The sequence below is a fragment of the Bradyrhizobium diazoefficiens genome, assembly GCF_016616885.1.
GTDB lineage: Bacteria > Pseudomonadota > Alphaproteobacteria > Rhizobiales > Xanthobacteraceae > Bradyrhizobium > Bradyrhizobium diazoefficiens_F.
In genome coordinates this window covers 1,491,211-1,506,448 of record NZ_CP067102.1, presented here as the reverse complement: position 1 = coordinate 1,506,448, position 15,238 = coordinate 1,491,211, and the positions used below count along the sequence as shown (strand labels likewise).

At 59.9% G+C, this 15,238-nt stretch carries 18 protein-coding genes and 1 pseudogene; 6 read left to right on the top strand and 13 right to left on the bottom strand.

Annotated features, from left to right (window positions below; all coding sequences use genetic code 11):
- Positions 1 to 111: 111 nt before the first annotated feature.
- From fixJ to JJC00_RS06965, 4 genes are all read right to left on the bottom strand, one after another.
- Positions 112 to 720 carry a response regulator FixJ gene (fixJ, locus tag JJC00_RS06980; protein ID WP_200471952.1) on the bottom strand — a complete coding sequence of 203 codons (609 nt, stop codon included), beginning with the start codon at positions 718 to 720 and terminating at the stop codon, positions 112 to 114.
- Positions 710 to 2,152 carry a PAS domain S-box protein gene (locus tag JJC00_RS06975; RefSeq protein WP_200471951.1) on the bottom strand — a complete coding sequence of 481 codons (1,443 nt, stop codon included), beginning with the start codon at positions 2,150 to 2,152 and terminating at the stop codon, positions 710 to 712. Before JJC00_RS06975 ends, fixJ begins: the two co-directional genes overlap by 11 nt.
- A 103-nt stretch (positions 2,153 to 2,255) precedes the next feature.
- Entirely contained in the window at positions 2,256 to 2,465 is a 210-nt protein-coding gene (locus JJC00_RS06970) for a hypothetical protein (protein WP_246774113.1), read from the bottom strand.
- Between the two features lie 364 nt (positions 2,466 to 2,829).
- On the bottom strand, positions 2,830 to 4,614 hold the full coding sequence (locus tag JJC00_RS06965; protein WP_246774112.1) for an outer membrane beta-barrel protein: 1,785 nt from the start codon (positions 4,612 to 4,614) through the stop codon (positions 2,830 to 2,832).
- 564 nt (positions 4,615 to 5,178) lie between these two features.
- Here JJC00_RS06965 and JJC00_RS06960 point away from each other — a divergent pair.
- The gene (locus JJC00_RS06960; RefSeq protein ID WP_200471950.1) at positions 5,179 to 5,403 is read left to right on the top strand and encodes a hypothetical protein; all 225 of its coding nucleotides are present in this window, start codon (positions 5,179 to 5,181) and stop codon (positions 5,401 to 5,403) included.
- A gap of 481 nt (positions 5,404 to 5,884) precedes the next feature.
- On the opposite strand, the gene JJC00_RS06955 is transcribed toward JJC00_RS06960, so the two are convergent.
- Together JJC00_RS06955 and JJC00_RS06950 are read right to left on the bottom strand one after the other, a co-directional pair.
- Positions 5,885 to 7,129 (bottom strand): type II toxin-antitoxin system HipA family toxin, encoded by a 1,245-nt coding sequence (locus tag JJC00_RS06955; RefSeq protein WP_200471949.1) that lies wholly within the window; start codon positions 7,127 to 7,129, stop codon positions 5,885 to 5,887.
- Positions 7,126 to 7,440, bottom strand: coding sequence for a helix-turn-helix domain-containing protein (locus tag JJC00_RS06950; protein WP_246774111.1), 315 nt, complete (start codon positions 7,438 to 7,440; stop codon positions 7,126 to 7,128). Before JJC00_RS06950 ends, JJC00_RS06955 begins: the two co-directional genes overlap by 4 nt.
- Positions 7,441 to 8,727: 1,287 nt before the next feature.
- Here JJC00_RS06950 and JJC00_RS06945 point away from each other — a divergent pair.
- Together JJC00_RS06945 and JJC00_RS06940 are read left to right on the top strand one after the other, a co-directional pair.
- The gene (locus JJC00_RS06945; RefSeq protein WP_200471947.1) at positions 8,728 to 8,925 is read left to right on the top strand and encodes a hypothetical protein; all 198 of its coding nucleotides are present in this window, start codon (positions 8,728 to 8,730) and stop codon (positions 8,923 to 8,925) included.
- 35 nt (positions 8,926 to 8,960) lie between these two features.
- A complete protein-coding gene (locus JJC00_RS06940) occupies positions 8,961 to 9,173 on the top strand; it encodes a hypothetical protein (protein WP_200471946.1) in 213 nt (70 codons plus the stop codon).
- A 51-nt stretch (positions 9,174 to 9,224) separates the two neighbouring features.
- Here JJC00_RS06940 and JJC00_RS37840 read toward each other — a convergent pair whose 3' ends face one another.
- Positions 9,225 to 9,500: a hypothetical protein gene (locus JJC00_RS37840; RefSeq protein ID WP_246752128.1), complete on the bottom strand. Its 276-nt coding sequence runs from the start codon at positions 9,498 to 9,500 to the stop codon at positions 9,225 to 9,227.
- A 743-nt stretch (positions 9,501 to 10,243) separates the two neighbouring features.
- Positions 10,244 to 10,453: a hypothetical protein gene (locus JJC00_RS06935; RefSeq protein ID WP_200471945.1), complete on the bottom strand. Its 210-nt coding sequence runs from the start codon at positions 10,451 to 10,453 to the stop codon at positions 10,244 to 10,246.
- A gap of 374 nt (positions 10,454 to 10,827) precedes the next feature.
- Between JJC00_RS06935 and JJC00_RS06930 the strand changes: the two genes are divergently transcribed.
- A complete protein-coding gene (locus JJC00_RS06930; protein ID WP_246774110.1) occupies positions 10,828 to 11,166 on the top strand; it encodes a hypothetical protein in 339 nt (112 codons plus the stop codon).
- Positions 11,167 to 11,319: 153 nt separating this feature from the next.
- On the opposite strand, the gene JJC00_RS06925 is transcribed toward JJC00_RS06930, so the two are convergent.
- The 5 genes and pseudogenes from JJC00_RS06925 to JJC00_RS06905 form a co-directional block, all read right to left on the bottom strand.
- Positions 11,320 to 12,216 (bottom strand): C13 family peptidase, encoded by an 897-nt coding sequence (locus tag JJC00_RS06925; RefSeq protein ID WP_246774109.1) that lies wholly within the window; start codon positions 12,214 to 12,216, stop codon positions 11,320 to 11,322.
- Between the two features lie 36 nt (positions 12,217 to 12,252).
- A complete protein-coding gene (locus tag JJC00_RS06920) occupies positions 12,253 to 12,516 on the bottom strand; it encodes a hypothetical protein (protein WP_200471944.1) in 264 nt (87 codons plus the stop codon).
- 148 nt (positions 12,517 to 12,664) lie between these two features.
- A pseudogene (locus JJC00_RS06915) lies at positions 12,665 to 12,858 on the bottom strand (PRC-barrel domain-containing protein); the annotation flags it as partial.
- A gap of 102 nt (positions 12,859 to 12,960) precedes the next feature.
- Positions 12,961 to 13,206: a hypothetical protein gene (locus tag JJC00_RS06910; RefSeq protein WP_200471943.1), complete on the bottom strand. Its 246-nt coding sequence runs from the start codon at positions 13,204 to 13,206 to the stop codon at positions 12,961 to 12,963.
- A gap of 23 nt (positions 13,207 to 13,229) precedes the next feature.
- Entirely contained in the window at positions 13,230 to 13,451 is a 222-nt protein-coding gene (locus JJC00_RS06905) for a hypothetical protein (RefSeq protein WP_200471942.1), read from the bottom strand.
- A gap of 120 nt (positions 13,452 to 13,571) precedes the next feature.
- On the opposite strand from JJC00_RS06905, the gene JJC00_RS06900 reads away from it, so the two are divergent.
- Together JJC00_RS06900 and JJC00_RS06895 are read left to right on the top strand one after the other, a co-directional pair.
- Positions 13,572 to 13,808, top strand: coding sequence for a hypothetical protein (locus JJC00_RS06900; protein ID WP_246774108.1), 237 nt, complete (start codon positions 13,572 to 13,574; stop codon positions 13,806 to 13,808).
- A gap of 412 nt (positions 13,809 to 14,220) precedes the next feature.
- On the top strand, positions 14,221 to 14,526 hold the full coding sequence (locus JJC00_RS06895; protein WP_200298236.1) for a hypothetical protein: 306 nt from the start codon (positions 14,221 to 14,223) through the stop codon (positions 14,524 to 14,526).
- The last annotated feature ends 712 nt before the right edge of the window (positions 14,527 to 15,238 follow it).

Genomic DNA, 15,238 nt, shown 5'->3' with positions numbered 1-15,238 from the left:
TCAGGATCGCGCTCGATCGCTCACGCTGCAGTCGACGCCCCTCGTCAGCGCAAGCACTGGCACTGGTCGGGCCGGCGACCGGCGGCTAGCCGATGCCGGGCTAGCCAGGCCTCACAGACCCACAGCGAGCGCGAGACGCATCAGTTCGGACACGCTGCGCGCCCCCGTCTTCGCCATGAGATTGGCACGGTAGACCTCGACCGTGCGCGGACTGATGCTGAGGTCATGCGCGATGACCTTGTTGATCTTGCCGGCCACGAGCCCCTGCAGCACGTCGCGCTCGCGGGGCGACAGGTCTGCGAGCCGCGCCTCCGCCTGCTTTCGCGCGGAATTTTCGCCCGGAGCGGAAGGACGGGTATCGAGCGCAGCGCGGATCGCGTCCAAAAGCGCCGCATCATCGAACGGTTTTTCAAGGAAATCCGCAGCACCCGCCTTCATCGCCTCCACGGCGAGCGCGACGTCGCCGTGGCCGGTGATCAGGATGACCGCACTGGCTGCTCCTTCGCGCTTCAGCTTCCTGACCAGCTCGATGCCGCTGATGCCGGGCATGCGAATATCAGAGACGACGCAGCTTAAAGTCTCGGCCCCGCCGCCGGCCAGAAACGCATCGGCCGTCTCGTAGACCTGCGACCTGTATCCATTGACGTCGAGCAGGAACGCCAGCGAATCCCGCATCGCAGCGTCGTCGTCGATGACGTGAATGACCGGCTTATCGTTCATCAGCCGCCTCCGTTTCGGCGAAGGGCAGCGTAAAATCAAAGACGGTGCCACCGCCCTCGTTGGGACGCGCCGCGACGCGTCCGCCATGTGCTTCGATGATGGTTCGGCAGATTGAAAGACCTACACCCATGCCGTTTGCCTTGCTGGTGACGAAGGGTTGAAACAGCTTCTCGGCAATCTCCGGGGCGATGCCCGTGCCGGTATCGGTGACGGAGAACAAGGCGAACCTGTTTTGGCGGGTGATGCCGATGGTCAGCTCGCGCCGGCTGGTCGTTTCCATCGCCTCGATGCCATTCCTGATGAGGTTGAGCGCGACTTGCTGGATCTGGACCTTGTCGGCAACGACATCGGGAACGTCGTGGTCGCAGCGCAGTGACACGCGCACACCCTGTTCCCTGGCGCCGACCAGGGCCAGCGCTGCGGCCTCCTCGAGCAGCGTCGCCGGATTCTCGATGGTGTGCTCGGTCTCGCCCTTGGCGACGAACTCACGCAGGCGCTTGATGATGTCGCCAGCACGCAACGCCTGGTCGGCGCTGCGGTCCATGGCCTCGCGCACGCGCTCCTTGTCAAACTCGCTCGCGTTCAGCAGGGTCGCGGCACCGCGCAGATAGCTGGTGATCGCGGACAATGGCTGATTGAGCTCGTGCGCGAGCGAGGACGCCATCTCACCCATCGCGGTCAGCCGGGACACATGCACCAGCTCCGACTGCAGCTCCTGCATGCGGCGTTCCTGGGTTCGCCGTTCGGTCAGGTCGCGGACGAAGCCGGTAAAGTAACGCTCGGCGCCGGCTTTGGCCTCGCCGACTGCGAGCTCCATCGGAAAGGTCGAGCCATCCTTGCGCTCGCCGACCACGATCCGCCCGATCCCGATGATGCGGCGCTCGCCTGTGGCGCGGTAGCGATCGAGATAGCTATCATGCTCCCGCCGGTAAGGTCCCGGCATCAGGATGGAGACATTGTTTCCGATCGCCTCCGCGGCCGACCAGCCAAAGAGGCGCTCGGCCGTGACGCTGAAGGATCGCATGATGCCCCGCTCATCAATCACGACCATGGCTTCCGGGACGGTATCCAGGATTGACTGAAGCTGGGCCTGCCGATTTCGGGCATCTTCGGACTGTTGCCGCAGCCGGTCTCCGATCACGCCGAGGATCGGTCCCATGACGGTGAAGAAGGAGACATCGATCAGGTTCGCCGGGTCGCTGTAGAGGCCGGTTCCGAGGAAATAGGCGCTGCTTCCAAGGCAGAGCAGCGTGGCGAAGATGGCCGGCCCACGGCCGCCAGCAAATGCCGCAAAGACGACGACCGGAACATAGATCACGGTGAAGGTTCGATCCTCGAAATGGTGATGCAAGGCAAGGCGCAGAAAGAAGATGAAAGCGGAGGCGGTTGCCGCCGCCCCGTAGCGAAGCAAAAATCGACCTTGTGCTGTCATTCAGTGGCCAGATGCGAAAACGAAAGCGTCTTTGCGAGAATGGACGGTGATCGCCTCATAGCTCGACTGGCCGTCCTTTCGACAAGAGGTGGGCTGGAGCAAACTAGTCTTTCGCGGGCCACGGACGCCAGTGCGTCGGATGAATGACGACCCGCTCGCGGGTCGTATCCTTGATCCAGCCGCTCGGGGTGCGACGGCAGGCGAAGATCAGCGCATGCACGCGATTGCCTTCGATCACGGCGAGCTCGAGCGCTCGTTCGTACGGGGCCGTCGAAATTCCTTCCCACACCGTTCGCTCGTCCATTGCTTTCATGTCACAGAATACCCTCGCCCGCTGGGGGAACATGCAACGGCCGCGCATCCAGCGCCTTGGCTGGGGCTTCTATTCGGCAAACCCCTTCACGCCCAGGCAGGGACAGTGTCTGGCTTTTATCCACCTCGATACTCAACTGCATCGCAAGCCCCTGCCGAACCGACATGCAGCAATACTCTCTCGTCGGCTCCGCCGTCGGGTCAACAGATGGCACTGACGCTTGAGCGAAGCCGGCCCCATCGGAAGGCTGCCCATGACATCTCTGCGCACCAGGATCCTCGCTGATCCCAAAAGCCTGCCAGAGCTCATCTGATCGCCGCCGCACGCGACCGGCCAAAACTCATCGTGCAGAGCCACTGGGATTTCAGTCAAACTTATAGGAGGCCTGGATGAACGTGCCCCATCGTTCCATGCGGTATTTCGCAAGAGCAGGCTCCTGATCTCGGCCGCCCTGCCAGTTGGCGTTGTAGATCACATCGCTGTCCTTTTTGGTCCACATTGACCAATATCGACCACCAACTCCGATGCTGACATTCTTGGTGAGAAAGTAGGAGAGCGCCCCTTCCACCTGAAGGCCTGCGCCACCGTCTCCGCGCTGATCGTAGAACGTTGTCGCTGGGCGGAGGAGATGGTTGTCGCGACCACTGAACTCGGTCCATGGCAGGTAAGCAATGTCGGCGCTCACGCGCCAGCGCTCAAGCACCAAAGCCTCGGCGCTAAGGCCGATGCGCGGCGCATTCCAATCGGTGTCTTGCGTGCCGGCGAGCTGCCGCTGCCGCTGGAACGGCCCCGTGCATGGCCAAGCCGGCGAGGACGAAGCGGTCTGCACGCAACCTATCGAATCCGACTTCTCGCCGTAGGAGGTCCATCCGACAAATGCGCCCACCTTGTAATTGCTGCCGCGCAGAAAATCGTAGCCGGCATCCGCCGTGTAGTATGTGAATCGTCCGTTTGCCTGACCGGATAACGCGTTGAGATAGGCCCACTGCCCGAGGCTCGAATCTTCGTCGTTCCGCTTTCCTTTGTTGAAGCGTCCGAGGCCGATATTGCCCTTCAGGAATATCCCCCAAGGGCTGTCAAGGCGCCCGAACATCTCGCCGGACACGCCGTCGAGCCCCTGATAGGTGAGCCTTGAAGTGGGAACGCTTTCATCTCCTGGAAACCGGGGCGCATGTGTGTAGTCCCACTGGAAAGCTCCCCGGCTGAGCCAGACCCGTGAGCCGCCCTCGATCGACCAGCCGCCCGTAGATAGAACGGGCTTGGCTTTGGCGGTCGCTGTTGCGGGGTGCAGCGGCGCATCGGCCCATTCCGCGGTCGGATCGACACCAAAATGGTAATTCAAGCCGACTTTACCGACGTGATAATCGCTGGCTAAGCTGCTCGTGCTGGCGGGGATGATAGCAAGGGGCGGACGCTGCACGGTCGGAGGGGTCGCCACACCAGGTCCGCCAAAACCCATATAGTCGTACTCAAATTTGAGGGACCAAGCGGGCGTGAGCTGCTGCTCGATGCCGACGCCGACGGTCGCGCCGAAACGACCGTCATCGAACTGCGTCGTATGCCGCGGGTATCCGGCAAAGGTCCCGTCCCGGAATTCGTTGTGATTGGTGATCGCGCCGCGATTGTTTTGCCAAGCGGCGCCTCCTTTGACGTAGGCCAGCGTGTGGCCTTGCGGGCCAAAAGCGTAACCCACACGAGCGGTTCCCGTGGCAAGGACGCTTGGACCTGCGTTGCAGGTTGCGATCACAACAACGCTGGAGAAGGCAAGACAGGTGTTTGTGCCGTCCGAGACAGCACGGCTCGCTTCCAGTTCGAGGCCGAACACCCAGCGGTCCCTCTGCCAGTTGTAGCCGAGCTGTCCGCCGGCCAGGAATGCAGGCGTATCAACGACGTCCCCGTAAATCGACGGGCCATAGGGATCGCTGAACGAGGTCCGGCCGTAGCCCCCGGCGACGTGTCCGCCGATATATGCTCCGGTCCAGCTCCACAGTTTCGGCGGGACTTTTGCTGCCGGCCTAAGATCCGTTGAATTGACCGCTCCGCTTGCAACGAGTGCAGCTGTTGCGGCCCCCCAAGTAAGAACTCCAAATCGCATCATCACCTCACAATGTGCGTCATCATCGAATGAAGGGTGATGACACACAGCCATTTGCACTCCCGTCCTTCGGTGGACCGAGTGCGACCTCTGCTTCAGGCGTGTCGCCACAGCGCATGCATCAGCAACACAGCGAAAGGAAATGCGTCGAAGCTCACCGCCCGCGACGGGCAGAGGGTTCTCATCGCAGTCCAAAATCGTTGCGTTGCTGACGCTGTTACGCCGTCCTACACACGCTGTTTTCGCGACTGCAGGATCTAGGCCAGCGCCAAAGCGCGCGTTCATTGCCTCTGGTTTGTCGTGCGCAATGTCGCGTTCGCGATAGCTTGGCGGGCTTCGGACAGACCGTGCGTTTGCTTTCGGACATAAGCAGCTAGGGGCGCCGCTACTTGCCTCCGACCGCACGCGTGGCCCTGCACACCGACCATGACCGTTTGGAAGGGTCGGGATAGCTTCGACCGATTTTGGCGCGGGCCTTCACAATGCCGCGAGAATTAAGGGCATGCTGTCGGACGGCGCGGCTCCCTTCGGCGGCAAGACTGCGCGAAGACATGAGTGTAAAATTCGATCAGGCCGGCGTCTATGGCGTGAAGTAACTGCCGCTATTACGCAATGGGCATGGTCGCCACCATCGTGGTCGGCACGCTGACAAACATCGAGCAGGACAAGGCGGTGCCGCAGGTCAGCAAGGCCGAGCAGATGTTTGCGAGGCTGTTCGAGAACATGAAAACCCGTCAAGCCCCTCTCCAAGTAGGGGAAGTCTCGTATGTCGGTCCCGCGCCTTCGCAACTATCAAGGTCCCGCGACGTCCCACAGCTTCCGCGTTCTTCCTGCTGGGCATAAACCTAGGCCGGCGCGTTGATCCCCCTGTGACCGGGCGTATTCGCGGGAGACCTTCGACGAATGCTGTTCGGGCAACTGGCGGCAAAGGCTCGGCGGGTTTCTGCATACGGCCGTTCCGAGCTGGACCGGCCGGCCTCCGCTGGAAAGTGCCGGTCTTCACCTGGCTCGCTGGATGCATCGGGGTATTCTTATCGGCGTCGATCGGATGCGCGGCTCCCTATGCGATCCACGCGGCATGTCTCGCTTTGCGTGCGACGAGGATTGTCGCAGCCGTATCGGGGTCGACCTCGATGACGGGATCGGGCAAGAGCTGATGCGCGGGCGAATGTCGGCGTCTTCAGAAGATCGCCTTCAAGAACGAGCCGTCGCCGCTTGAGTGGCTAATGCCCGGAAGCCTGCAAAACCTGTGAGCGAGCGCATTCGCCAACATCCCAGATGCGATAGCAGGATCGGGTGATGTGCGCTTCAAGACCTGCCGACCTTAAGGCGCGAGGATGGCTGCCATTTCATCGACATGCGCATCGATCCGATCGAGGACCTGCGCAGGCACAACATCGCGTTCCGGAAGAACCGACCACTTGGCGCGCACGAGCGCCGCAGTCTCAGCGACTGCCGTCATCACGGCCCCTTCCGGAAGACGGCTGCGGTTCGCAAAACTGCGCCAGCGCTCCTGGGTCAACGCCTTGAACGACTTTTCGCCGGCAAGGCTAAGTGCCATGCCGTCCTTTGGGATGTAGGGAATCGTTGAAAGCACGTCATAGACGGGCGACAGCGTTGGTGTCCGGCCATCTCCGGGATACAGCAGCGACCAGTTCTTGAGATGCATGTCACCGTTGCCTGTGAGCGCTGTCAAAGCGAGGCGTCGCACAAATTCGATGGCTGCATCGAACGAGACGCCGCTGTTCAGCGCTGCCGCGATGTTGTGATAGGCTGCGCCGGTGTATTTCTCGGACGGATATCGGCCAAACACTTGCGCGAAATCCTCCATGTGCACGCGCGCGCCGCTGGCCTCGCGGTCGAAGCGGCGGACGAGCAGGACCTTGCCCGTGGACATGGTGTTGAATTCTTCCGGGATGCCGGCAAACTCTGATCTGTCGACGAGTTCGCGGGCGGGCACGTCCATTCCCAGTGCTTCCGCAAGGGCGAGGATTGCGAATTCGTTCTCCGATAGGCCGATATGCGTGACCGAGGGAAACTTCGCGATGTATTCCCCTTGCTCGTCGTCCACCGCGAGCGTGATTCCGCCTTCCTTTCCCGTGTTTTTCATGACCGATAGTTTCATCTGCACGCCGGCGAGCGAGAAGCGCGCCTTCTTGCCGGCCTCCGCCGCCGGACCAATGGGAACGGGCATGCCGTCACTTGGCAGCGCGCGCACCGCCCCGGGCAGGTTGGTTCCCAGGGCCGCGAGCAGATCGAAATCGTTGCCCGGCCTGACTGACGCGGCGTGATGCTTTTCCATGGCCTCGCGCAGCTTCTCTTCGGGCAAAAGGTTTGCAAAGAACGGTGGAAGTGCGCCGCGTATCGGTTTGGGATCCTTGCGAAGGCCGCCATCGACTGATCGAAGCGACAGGCTCAAGATCGGCGGGTTGTTCAAGCTCCGGTAAGAGGGCAAAAGGTTGAACGCGTTGTAGTCGCCCGGTGTCCGGACCAGCGTGCCGATCGGAAGATTATTCAACGAGATATCGAGCGACTGGATACGCTCCGCCGCGGGGAGTGCCGCGCTCATGAGCCTTCCTCGTCTTCAACATCCGACGTGAACGCAGGGCGATCATCATCGCGATCCGCAGGCTGGAGCATCGACTGAACAGCAGGCACCATCGCCTGCGGGATCAGCATCATCTCCATGCCAAGTGCGCGTGCGACGTTGACAAGCGTGGTTGCACGGGCGGCGGCAGCCCCCGTTTCGATGTCCCGATAGCGAGGCCTGCTGATATTGGCCCGCTGGGCGATTTGCTGCTGCGACAGGCGAGCGGCCAAGCGCGCCTTGCGAAAGCGCAAGCCAAGGTCCTTGAGGAGCGGATCCGGTGCGGGCGGCATGATATGTTCTCGGATCATCTGAAAGGCCAAATGATACGTATACAGATCATTACGATGCCCATCAACTGATATGTCTACGTATCTCTTGGCGAGCTAATGATCCCTAAACGAGTCTTTCCGCAGCAAGAGCCAACATCTCAGTTCCCTGGCGCCTTCCCGCCCCAGGGAAGGGTGATGAACGAGCCGGCTTCTAGGGCCCTTCACGGCGCTGCCCACGGGAGCTGATGAGACGGCCCGAAGCGCCATTCGCCCTCCGGCAATCGGCCATGTTACCAAGCCCTCGCGCTGGGCCGATTCCCGGCTGCATCCGTCGCGGCGTTGCGCCAAGACCGGAACTCATGGAATGAAGCGCCTTTCGATGCGTCCGATCCGACGCATCAAGTCGGACTTGCGAGGGGCCGCTCGTTGCCCAAGCCTCGCCGGTAAGAGGGGCACCGTTCTCGGGGTGAGCCGTTCTACCACCGGGCTCACCGTGTTGATCGATGGCGACAGACGACCAACGTGCTTGCACAGGGACTATATCTCGCCAGCTCAGTATTACCGGGCGCCGCGTCTGGGCGGTTGATCGTCCCAAGGTGTACCCAATCAGACCCAGCACCGGGACAGACTCTCCCGGAATTTTTTCGGCAGAAGGACTATGGTCGATCTGGGCGCTTTCGTCTTCGACCCTTCAGGAGCGGAGGCGTGGGAATGACGGCTCCGGCGCCCACAGCCTCACGCCAGGGCCGTTTTCATTCTTTGAGCGAGCGCCAGTTCAAAGTGGAGGGATGCGGGTCGCACTCGTAATATCAACTGACGAGCTGTCTCGCTAACACCATCACAATGTTGATCTCCTCCAGTGTCTTTGAGGCGATGAAGACGGGCGAATGTCGTTGCGCAGACGATGGGCGCCACGCGGGCTTTTGATTGCGTGGTCCTGGACGGCTGAGAAATGTGCACACTTTGAGCGCGACAACGGCCGTTGCAGCGTCTGCGCCTCATTCTATGGCGCTCATGGCGCGCGTTAAGGACCTGGTTACTACTCACTGTCACCATTTGCATATTAAGTCGGCATGTGCGTAGCGCATTCTGAGAACGGTTTATATTCGACACGCCCGGTTGGCGGTATGTCGCAGGAGAGGCCTAATGTTTAAGGGCTTCACGGTGGCAATTGTGGCGCTGATTAGCACAGCGCAGCTAGATCGATACCCAGCCAACGGTCGGTACACCGAAGCGGCGACGGAAATGCTGCGGCAAATCAGGCACGCGTTTGGGTTTTAAATAATTCTTTTGGCGCGGAGGCGCGTGATGGACATCTCATGGGCTGATCTCGATAGCGACGAACGACGCGCCATTGCGGTATTGGGAGCCGGACTTTCCATTGAACTGTGCGACCCTCTTGCACTCCTGACGTTAAGGCGGCTCGGTCTGATCGTCGGATTCCATTTGACGACTGCCGGAGACAATCTCCGAAGAGATACCATTGTGAAGAATGTCGCGGGCTAAGCGTTGCGGGTGGGTGATTTAAGACTGGCGCCGGGATGCCAAACGCAATCGAGCTTATTGTGGACGGCTACGTTAGCCTGAATGACAGGAGGGCTCTCGACGATTTGCGCATGCAGCGCCGGAAGCTGGCGGCGGACCTAAAGGCACGCACTGGTTTTGATGACCGGACAACCATTCAGCAGATCGAGGAAGATATCATTGTGATCGAAGCTGGGCTGGCGCAGTTGGATGGAGCGGCGACGACCTGACCTTCCCAAAGCCGTTCGCGTTTCAAGCTGCCGGGCTTATCTGCCCCGCTGTTAGGCCGAGTAGAGGACGGAGGCTTGTGGTGATGCTGTAGAGATGCACATGGAGAAGCCGCCGACCTGCTCGACCGAGATCAACCGCTCCTTGCTAACCCGCAAGCTGCGAACGTAATAGCCCTGTCTCTGAACGGCTGACTTGATCTCGTCGCTGACTTTCAGAACTCTTGTTCTGCTCTTGCGCCATTTATTCCGAGAGCAAACGCCGGGTATTGCAGAGCCGTTACGTAGAACAAGCAGCTCGCGCTTGCCATTGCAATAGACATCAAACACTTTTTGTCCCGCTGTTCGTATGAAATAGACGAAATATGTTTCGGTCGTCTCAATGGACGAGCTCAGTATGAGCTTAGTATCTCGAATGGCTACGCGGGTTGTAAATCTGCAACGTCCGCGATTTTTTGGTTCACCGCATTCGGGATTTGGAGCGAACTGATGCAAGCCCGACCCATCGCCCAATTGGCGCGCCTAGCGCAATTACTTCAGGGATGCCGTGAACGGCGCGAGGTATCGGTTCTCTGGCCTCGACCAGCGTGCCAGTGCGGCGAGAACATGTTGCGGACGTTGGTGAACGGTGGGAGCGGCCTGTACGGCCTCTCGCGGTCGGCCGAGTTGAAGAGCCTATCGAATTACGCCAACTTCGTGAGCAAAGGCGCGGATGCTCGTGGCGTTCCGTTGTCGATTGCCCATCGTTACACGAGCGTTTGCATTGCAGGACTGATCATCAATGATCATCCTACCCGAAAATCATCTGCTATTGGCCCGTTGCCGAAAGCTACAGGGGATCTGTAGGTCGGCTCTCTGGGATCAACCGGACATGGGTCGGCCCGAGCGTGATCGCCGCTGGTTACCCTAAATGGAAATCGGCCGTCGCCTGATCGGCGTCATAAAATCCCGCTCAACGTGGTTTGCGACAAGGTGCGTGGTTTGCTCCCTAAATCGCGCGGGCCGTTCGCCACATCGGGTCAAGCTGAAGAACCCGGTGTCGCCTTCGAAGGATGTGCAGAGGACTCAGTCGTTCAGAGATGAGCACGCGGCAATAGCCATCCCATGATCTTCTGATACGGATCGCGACGACTGCGGACGAATGCGTTCTCGTTCTGCTGAGCGGCGGTCCTGGCGAATTCAGAAATCCCCTCTATAGACTCCCGTTTATCCTTCGGAAGCTTCGCCCATTGGCGAATGATCTTCCGGCGGGTTTCGCGTTGCTTTTCCCTTACGTCAGGCATCGGGACGCTCCTTGAAGAGGATTATTCCGGTCGATCTAGTATTGTTTGGGCTCACTAGAACTTCAACGTCCAATCAAGAACTCTTAGCCCCTCGTATCAAGAACAATTTTGGTTGCTTCTCACACGCCGTATCCTGCGCAGGCTAAACTTGACCGATGATTAGGTGCCCAAACCAAGATTGGTACAGCTTGGTACACCCCAACTTGGTGTCCGCCTATACACGGGAGCGAGTCTCATATTGGCTTTGCAGGCCCGCCGCCCTAGAATTGCGTCGATCGCAGGACGGGCGAAATGCAGTACGTTTGCGACGCGCCGAAGGGCAAGACGTGGTTCCGTATCGAGACGGAAGGTGAAGCGATGCATGATCGCGCCTGATGGGCCACACAGTTGAGAAATATTTCCGCCGCGAGCGGGAGAAGGCGGTCCAATCCTGGCGTCCGGAGCGGCCCAACGCGATTGAGCGCGACATCGGCCTCGAGGCCCATGTACAGCGAGAGATGCCGCTTTTCCTCACGCTGCGCGACAGGGAGGGCAATGCACTGACTACAGCGATGCTGCCACCGGGTGGCAAGGACCGCGCCGGGTTCCGGATCATCATCGTTGCCGCATCCAATGCCGATCCTTATCCTCAGCAGGACGCGGCCATCGCTGCACTGGGAGCGCATTTCGGTCTCACACTCAATCGCAACCGCTGCTTCCCCTACGGCCGCTAAGGAGCCTGAGAAGTATCGCCGCTTGATTGGAGCGATGTCGGCTCATGGCCCGAATGCGAAGCCTAAGCGGACCGCCAAACAGTCTGCTTATCGGAGGAGACCGGAACGGCGATGCGTCCGCGAGCACTAGCCTCTGCGCTCGCAGCCGGTAGTTCAAGGGCGTCCGACAAGAAACGGCAGCACGTTTGCGCCGCCCGCCATGAGCGGATTCGACGGTTCGAAATGTTCCCGCAATTCTCGCTTCCGGACGAGTGAGCGCGCATCGAGAAACGCATCCTTCAGGCTAGTGGCATTCCGGAGCGCGACATTGAAAAAAGCGTCGCCAAAATAAGTCCACTTGGCCTTGTCCTGGCAGCCGAACGACGGATGCTTGGCATCGGCCGCGGTGATGACCAGCACATCGGGATTCGCCAGACGCGGGATAAAAACCCCAGAATAACAAGCCGAGATGACCACCACCTTGTATCGCACACCTGTCTTCGCGAGCATGTCGCGGAGACGAGATGGCGTGAGCGTTTCTGTGAGCCGCCCCGCCTTGATTGCAAGGCCATCAGGAGAGCCATGCGAGGTGAGAATCAAAAAGAGAACATCTTTCTCGGCATCCAAGCGGTTGGCTGCCGTCTGCAACGACTTGGTCAGAGCTTCGATCGTTGCACTTCCGCCATTCTTGGAATTGTACTCCACGTTGATCGGGCCCGTCTCGAAACGGTCGGCCACGACCTGAGCCGCGCCGGTCGCCTCGGATCTAAACACGCCTTGATCCCCGTACAGGCCAAACGACACCACGCCAACCTTTCCAGCGTCCTCAACAGCATCTACCGGCGCAACCAACGGCCAGATGATCAGAAAAAAAGCGACGAGCGGCGCGCCGAGCCGCCTGATCGAGGACCTGGAGGTCATGGCAAACACCGTTTCGAGATCGCCGCTACAGAACTGCGGTTCAACACAAAATAGCGGAAAGCCAGTAAATTTCCATCCTTCAGAATAGTACGCGCATAGGTCCGGATATGGCCCATCGCGTCGATCCGGAGCGAGTGCTTCAATGTCCAATGCCGTGTCAGGACCGGACCTCGCCGAAACTGGCCTTCAATGAAGCGACTGACCCACAACGGAAGTCACGCCAATCCTTTTCAGCGTTCGATTTGCGCTGCTGCGATGCTTGGTGCACGTTTCGCTCTTTCTTTCACCTTCTCCGCCGAGGTATTGTTTCAGTTGAGCAACTTTCGGATGAGCACTTTCGTGCGTCATCGCCGCTGCCCGTGCGTCGTCAATGCTCGATTTGGCGCGTAAATTTACGCTGCGTAAGGAGTCCGCGTCCTTTTTGAATTCAAAGATTGGTTGTGCATCCATGAGTGTTGAGCCAAGCACCTTGTCATTCTCGTTCCTGGAACTAGCACGCGCGCGATATGGATGAGCGAGGTCAAATCGGATCTCTCACGAAGAGCACGCAACGAGTCCATGGCGCTGCCAGACTTGAGCAGCATGGCGGCCCATCTTAAGGCAGCGGGTAGTGATCGTCGCTGATGCCAAATAGGCCGCCGAAGTTGAGCACTGTGTAGGATATCTTGCCGCTGACCTTGTTGATCATGACACGCTCGATGTAACCGACTTCTGCCCGTCGGGCCCGTACTCGTTCGTGCCTTCGACTTTGTCGCTTCCGATGAGATAGGTCTCGCGGTCTTCTATGGCCATTCGACGTCCTTGATGTTGATATCTTCGGACGTGACGAAGGCGACATCGCATCCGTTCCTGAGGAGCGGCCGCAAGTCGCTTGGAGCGGACTCCCGCGGGCCTTCAGCCATCCTTCAACGCGTTCTTGACCTCCCGCACGGGCCAGCTTGCGCCTTCCGGGATGACCCGCACCTTGGCGCCGGCGCCGACCAGCACATGCGAGCCGAGATTGTCTTCTGCCGGCGCGACGCTGATTTCGGTCTCGGGCTTCCAGTTCAGCGTCAAATCGAGGTCGCCGGGAAAGATCTGCCAGCGCGAACCATCGTCAAGCTCGACGATGTGGCTCTCGGAATGCGCCCAGATCTTCATGGCGGCCACTACCCGGTTCGGCGCTACTTCTGAGCCGCCGGCGCCTGGGCGTTCGAGTTATTGGGGTTCTGCTTGCTGGCCTCGTGATGGCCGATGGCGCAGCCGGCCGCAGCGCCGAGCTTGCCATGTCCGGCCATGTGGCCGGCGACGCCGCCGACGATGGCGCCCTTCAAGCAGCCCTTGGCTTCCGCCGGCGAAATCGACGCGAGTGCGAGAAGGCACGTCGCGGCCAGAATTGCTTTCATAGTCGCTCTCCTCACAGGAAATGGTCCGATGGATCAAGTCCCCGGACCGCCTGCCGTTCCGGGGAATCGACCCGCTCAGGCTTGCCCAGGCTAAGGAACGTCCGGTGCCGGAGGAGCTTGATGGCCATGGACGTTCCATCTCCGGCAATGCGCCGGGTCCTGTGCCAGGCCCGCCTATACGGACACCTGCAGGCGCGTGACGGCGGGCTGTTTCACCCAGGCGGCAACAAGCGTTTGTGCCGCGTCGCGATGGCGGAAGAGATGGTGCGCGCAGGTTGGATGAAACGGGAGGCCGACCGCTACGAGATCACGCCTGAGGGCGCATCGGCCTTGGCTCTGACTCCGCGGCTCCCTTGAGCCCACATCGTGCGCTGCCTCGCGGGCGGCTTCAGCGGCTTTCGGCCCGCTTGCGCGCCGCGGATCGTGCAGCGGGTCGCCGTCGCAAACTGTGCAGACGTAGCGCTGCTTGCCCTCCGCTATATCGTCGGGGACGGCCGTCATCGGCTTGCCGCACCTCGGGCACAGCTTCCGAGTAAGTAGAACACTGCCATCTTGGGACAAGCGCGGTCCCAGCCCAAGAGGGTCAAGCAACGAAAAGGGAAGTGGCCCGCGAACTCCGATTTTCCATCTACGCAATGGGCGGGCTACCAACCCTGCGGCAACTTTACTGACGCACTTTCCTATTTTTCCCGATCCGGCCTTGTGTTATTTTCGGTTACTTTTTCAGATTGCTAGAATGTAGCGACACTTCAGTGATTAGGGGGGAATAATGGTCAGGATCGCTGTTTCCCGCGAAGCATTCCGCGGTCTGTTCGCCTTTTATGCTGCCAAAGCGCACCACGATCAGAAGCACGATGGCGAGCATTGCCTCACGAAGCTGTTCAGATCCAGCGACGACATACCTGACGGTCTACTCGAGCTGTGGTCTGAGCGCGTCAACACACTCGATCCCGAGACTGTTGGCAATGTCCTATGTCCGCGCGCTCGCGCGGTTGCCGATGGCCGCGTCGAATACGATCATGCCAGCGACTTCCTACATGCCTTACTGAGAGAATTGAACGGGAAGCAGCACTGAGCGCGACGAAGCAAGCTCGGCCTTTGCGCCGGGCTGATTGCCAATATGGTTCGGTTCTCCACCAATTGGAAGAGTGCTCGCGTTCGGTCGGTGTTCGGATTCCGGCATTGGTCCGAGCTTCGCATGAATGCGTTGCCTTCCGCACGCTCCTGGACACGCGCGCCATGGTGGGAAGATGCGCTTAAACGAACAGGACCCTGGTAAGCAGCATTCGAGACTGCTCGCAGAGGCACAGTACTGGGAGCATCTGGCGGCTGCGCCTCTAGTTCTTGAGCTTCGATGCGACGTGTCGGCAACCTGTTACGCCGCCATGGCTAACCGAACTAACCCGGCGGTAAGACCGGCCGTCTATGTGGGACGGAGCGGTCGCCTCGATTGTTCGGTCGACGTTGCACTTCGAAATACAGCAACGAGGCGATTACCTTCCCAAAGCTCAACGTCGTGTTCGCCATACATTTGTTCGGCTCGACGTCTCGCCGCCTGCTCGTCAATGCAGTCGAGCTTTGCGACGCAAATCACGCGCCGGCTGCTGTCCACCACGAACACCTTGTACCGCATGATGCAGTCCCTCCCAAAGGGGGACCGTCACCGTACTCGAATGTCCGTCTCAGGCCGCGCCAAACTTCAATGAATGGGTGCGGAACCTTTGTACGTGTGGCAATTCGGCTATACCAGCGAGCTAGATCTCATCGACCGCGCGGCGACGCGTCAG

What these genes read in the sequence shown, in the direction of transcription:
- fixJ (WP_200471952.1), bottom strand. Translation starts at nt 720, where the DNA reads ATGAACGATAAGCCGGTCATTCACGTCATCGACGACGACGCTGCGATG.
- JJC00_RS06975 (WP_200471951.1), bottom strand. Translation starts at nt 2,152, where the DNA reads ATGACAGCACAAGGTCGATTTTTGCTTCGCTACGGGGCGGCGGCAACC.
- JJC00_RS06970 (WP_246774113.1), bottom strand. Translation starts at nt 2,465, where the DNA reads ATGAAAGCAATGGACGAGCGAACGGTGTGGGAAGGAATTTCGACGGCC.
- JJC00_RS06965 (WP_246774112.1), bottom strand. Translation starts at nt 4,614, where the DNA reads ATGGCTGTGTGTCATCACCCTTCATTCGATGATGACGCACATTGTGAG.
- JJC00_RS06960 (WP_200471950.1), top strand. Translation starts at nt 5,179, where the DNA reads ATGGTCGCCACCATCGTGGTCGGCACGCTGACAAACATCGAGCAGGAC.
- JJC00_RS06955 (WP_200471949.1), bottom strand. Translation starts at nt 7,129, where the DNA reads ATGAGCGCGGCACTCCCCGCGGCGGAGCGTATCCAGTCGCTCGATATC.
- JJC00_RS06950 (WP_246774111.1), bottom strand. Translation starts at nt 7,440, where the DNA reads ATGCCGCCCGCACCGGATCCGCTCCTCAAGGACCTTGGCTTGCGCTTT.
- JJC00_RS06945 (WP_200471947.1), top strand. Translation starts at nt 8,728, where the DNA reads ATGGACATCTCATGGGCTGATCTCGATAGCGACGAACGACGCGCCATT.
- JJC00_RS06940 (WP_200471946.1), top strand. Translation starts at nt 8,961, where the DNA reads ATGCCAAACGCAATCGAGCTTATTGTGGACGGCTACGTTAGCCTGAAT.
- JJC00_RS06935 (WP_200471945.1), bottom strand. Translation starts at nt 10,453, where the DNA reads ATGCCTGACGTAAGGGAAAAGCAACGCGAAACCCGCCGGAAGATCATT.
- JJC00_RS06930 (WP_246774110.1), top strand. Translation starts at nt 10,828, where the DNA reads ATGGGCCACACAGTTGAGAAATATTTCCGCCGCGAGCGGGAGAAGGCG.
- JJC00_RS06920 (WP_200471944.1), bottom strand. Translation starts at nt 12,516, where the DNA reads ATGGATGCACAACCAATCTTTGAATTCAAAAAGGACGCGGACTCCTTA.
- JJC00_RS06910 (WP_200471943.1), bottom strand. Translation starts at nt 13,206, where the DNA reads ATGAAGATCTGGGCGCATTCCGAGAGCCACATCGTCGAGCTTGACGAT.
- JJC00_RS06905 (WP_200471942.1), bottom strand. Translation starts at nt 13,451, where the DNA reads ATGAAAGCAATTCTGGCCGCGACGTGCCTTCTCGCACTCGCGTCGATT.
- JJC00_RS06900 (WP_246774108.1), top strand. Translation starts at nt 13,572, where the DNA reads ATGGCCATGGACGTTCCATCTCCGGCAATGCGCCGGGTCCTGTGCCAG.
- JJC00_RS06895 (WP_200298236.1), top strand. Translation starts at nt 14,221, where the DNA reads ATGGTCAGGATCGCTGTTTCCCGCGAAGCATTCCGCGGTCTGTTCGCC.